The 3,552-nt window shown below is 35.9% G+C and carries 2 protein-coding genes; one reads left to right on the plus strand and one right to left on the minus strand.

Annotation, left to right across the window (positions count from 1 at the left end):
• Positions 1 to 1,187, plus strand: a 1,187-nt coding sequence (fumC, locus tag ACY651_RS13850; protein WP_462253737.1) for a class II fumarate hydratase, incomplete at its 5' end; no start/stop codon positions are given.
• 55 nt (positions 1,188 to 1,242) lie between these two features.
• Here the strand turns inward: fumC and ACY651_RS13855 are convergent.
• Positions 1,243 to 2,928, minus strand: a complete 1,686-nt coding sequence (locus ACY651_RS13855) for a PQQ-dependent sugar dehydrogenase (RefSeq protein WP_462253739.1) — start codon at positions 2,926 to 2,928, stop codon at positions 1,243 to 1,245.
• Between the last annotated feature and the right edge of the window lie 624 nt (positions 2,929 to 3,552).

Genomic DNA, 3,552 nt, shown 5'->3' on the forward strand with positions numbered 1-3,552 from the left:
CTGCTTTAATTGGCAGGGTTTGTAAAGAAATTTTAGAAGGGAAACTAAATGATTATTTCCCTTTGGTAGTTTGGCAAACGGGCAGCGGTACCCAAAGTAATATGAACGTAAATGAAGTGGTGGCTTACCGTGGCCATGTACTTAACGGTGGTAAATTATCTGATAAAGAAAAATATCTACATCCCAACGATGATGTAAATAAAAGCCAGAGCAGTAATGATACTTTTCCAACAGCAATGCATATTGCTGCATATAAGATTTTAATAGAAACTACTATTCCGGGTATTACAAAACTTAGAAACATCTTAGATAAAAAAGCGAGAGCTTTTAAAAAAGTTGTAAAGATCGGCCGCACCCATTTTATGGATGCTACGCCACTAACATTAGGCCAGGAGTTTAGTGGCTATGTATCGCAGCTAGATCATGGATTAAGAGCCATAAAGAATACATTGCCGCATTTAAGTGAGCTTGCATTGGGTGGCACTGCCGTTGGTACAGGAATTAATACACCGCCAAATTATGATGTTAATGTTGCAAAGCATATTGCAAAACTCACTAAGCTTCCTTTTAAAACTGCCGAAAATAAATTTGAAGCACTGGCAGCACACGATGCCATTGTAGAAGCACATGGCGCTTTAAAAACTGTTGCTGTTAGTTTAATGAAAATTGCCAATGATGTACGCATGTTATCCAGCGGACCAAGAAGTGGTATTGGCGAAATTTATATTCCAGATAATGAACCGGGTTCTTCTATAATGCCGGGCAAAGTAAATCCTACACAATGCGAAGCATTAACCATGATTGCCGCACAGGTAATGGGCAATGATGTTACTATTGGCATTGGCGGCAGCAACGGCCATTTTGAATTAAATGTTTTTAAACCTGTGATGATCTATAATTTTTTACACAGTGCCAGGTTAATTGGTGATGGCTGTGTAAGTTTTAACGATAAATGCGCTGTGGGCATTGAACCACTAAAAGCAAATATCAAAAAACATTTAGACAATTCTTTAATGCTGGTAACTGCACTTAATACAAAAATTGGTTACTACAAAGCTGCAGAAATTGCACAAAAAGCGCATAAAGAAAATACTACTTTAAAAGAGATGGCGGTTAAGTTAGGCTATGTAACACCAAAAGAGTTTGACGAATGGGTTATACCGGAAAATATGGTAGGAAAGATTTAATAAAAAAGCCGCAACGAAAATTGCGGCTTTTTTATTTTCAAACTAATTATCGAAATTAAAATTTAATTATTTTCTCAATCTGCATTTCTACATCAAAAGCATTATACAATTTAAAAGTATAAATACCTTTTGATAAAGAAGATATGTTTATTGAAAAATTATTTTTATAAGATGTTGTGGCGTTCACGAGTTTGCCATTCATATCATACAACTGCCCCAGTAAGGGTTTACGCATTTCTTTTTTAGCCTGTACATTTAAAACATTTGAAACTGGGTTTGGATAAATTTTTACCAGGTTTTTTACTACAGTTGGTTTATCACTGTTATCATTTATGGCTAACAGCGGCCCGGTGTAAGCATATTCCATAATACTTCCACCGTTTGAAGAAGCCCCAACATCCCGTGCAACATAAAATTTAAAACCGTCGGGGCTTGTGATAATTCTTCTTATCCTGTTACCATCGCCTCTAAAATACGAAACGGTATCCCCTGTAATGCCATTACCTGCAGCATTTAATTTAACCCGGTAAATCATATTTTTTTTGAGCGGCGTAATTAATAAAGAAGCTGACCATCCGGGAATAATATTTTGGCCATAAAAATCGATACTGGAACAGGCTACTGTTGGCCAAAGGTTATTATTTGATTCAGCCATTAAAGCGGGCATCTCGGCAGCAGTTGCTGTAAATAAAGTAAAGATGGGTTCTTTGTGTACCCCAATATTAGCTGTACAAAATGCATCTTCATCTACGCTATTATTTTGGCCAATGCGGTAACCGTTTACGTTATCATCGCAATAACCAGATACTTTATCCCAACCATAATTCTTTCCGGATTCAATAATATTTATTTCATCATCGGTTCTGTCCATCTGTTCGCTGCTGTACAAAAAGTTTGTGCCATTTACATTACCCCATGCAAGGCCCTGCGGATTACGATGGCCTGAAGAAAAAACATAATCCTGCGGTGTAATAGCTAATGAGTTATAAAACGGATTATCGTTAGGTACCCAGTTATCGGCACCCCCGTCATTATCTATTTGCGTATTTAATCTTAATACTTTGCCTTCCATTACATTAACATTTTGTGCATTTTCTGTACGGGTAGTATTTAAAAACTGTCCTGCCCCCATATCGCCTACGGTGTAGTATAGCCTGTATTGTGTATGGTCAGCATCTGCCCCGGGTTCAATAACAGGGCTAATTACCAGCCTACCCGAATTATGATCGCTGCTGCCCGGTATAGAATTTATTATTGTAACAGGGTTTATCAAAGCATCACCGTCATATTCAAACCTTACAATTTTTGTTGTAAAAACACAACTGGTATTAGTACCGGGGCAAGCGCCTCTGTTATATACATACGCAGCATAAACCCATGGTGCAGCATTTCTAACCGCTTCGTCTGTTGAAAATAAATTAGGATGTATAGCCAATCCCATTAAGCCGCCCTGTGGTTGTGTGCCGCTGCCTGATGTAAAATTTATTGACGGGTCAGTTGCTCTTAAATCTATTAACGCTGTTTTCTGTCCAGTGGCAATACTTACCCTGCTGATAGTGTATGCTTTATTTTCTGTAACCCACAACGAATCGTTTGGGCCATACACTATTTCCCATGCCGAATTAAATCCGGATGCAACTGTTCTTTTTGTAAATGATGTTTGGGCAGTTATGTGCTGGGCACAAATAAAAAAATAAAGTAAGCAGCATGTTTTACTCATGAGTATTAATTTTTTTTTCATAGTTGGATTTTTATGTTCTAACAAAACTGAAATAGTATAACACAAAAACTGAACCCTTTTTTTAAAAATTAAAAAGCAACTGATTTAAAACGAAAAAATATCAGGCGTTAGTATTCATCTATAAACCTTCAGGTAAAACAGCGTAAAAAACGAAATAACACCCTGCTTAAATTACTTGTAAAAGTACCACAGACGATATAAATTGTACTATATCCATTAAAAAAAGACAAGTAAAATTCATGGAATTTTTAAGTAAAAAAACTGAATTACAGGTATTTATAAACAAATTTAAAAGAAGTGATTCTTTTACATACTAACAGCAAACTTATTGCGTTGTCAAAGTAATAAGTGCTGTAATTAACCATTAAAAAACCAGGTATTATTTTACTGTTTTAATAAATAACCCTGGTACAGATTCTACCCTCGTACTTCCCATAAGGCAAATAGTATTATTCCTTTTTGCAGGAATAATAAATTACATCAACTAATGCCAACAATGATGAATACTATAAATATCCGAATCCCATTTTCAGCACCAAAACTGGAATACTATGAAAAGACATCTACTACAAATTTACTTTGCTCTTATTTTTTTATTAAGCCTAATCATTAATCAACACCTGT

It is taken from the genome of Ferruginibacter sp., from assembly GCF_031391665.1.
Taxonomy (GTDB): Bacteria; Bacteroidota; Bacteroidia; order Chitinophagales; family Chitinophagaceae; genus Ferruginibacter.

Bases quoted from the DNA above. Each gene is read 5' to 3' on its own strand.
- ACY651_RS13855 (WP_462253739.1), bottom strand. From the start codon at position 2,928: ATGAAAAAAAAATTAATACTCATGAGTAAAACATGCTGCTTACTTTAT.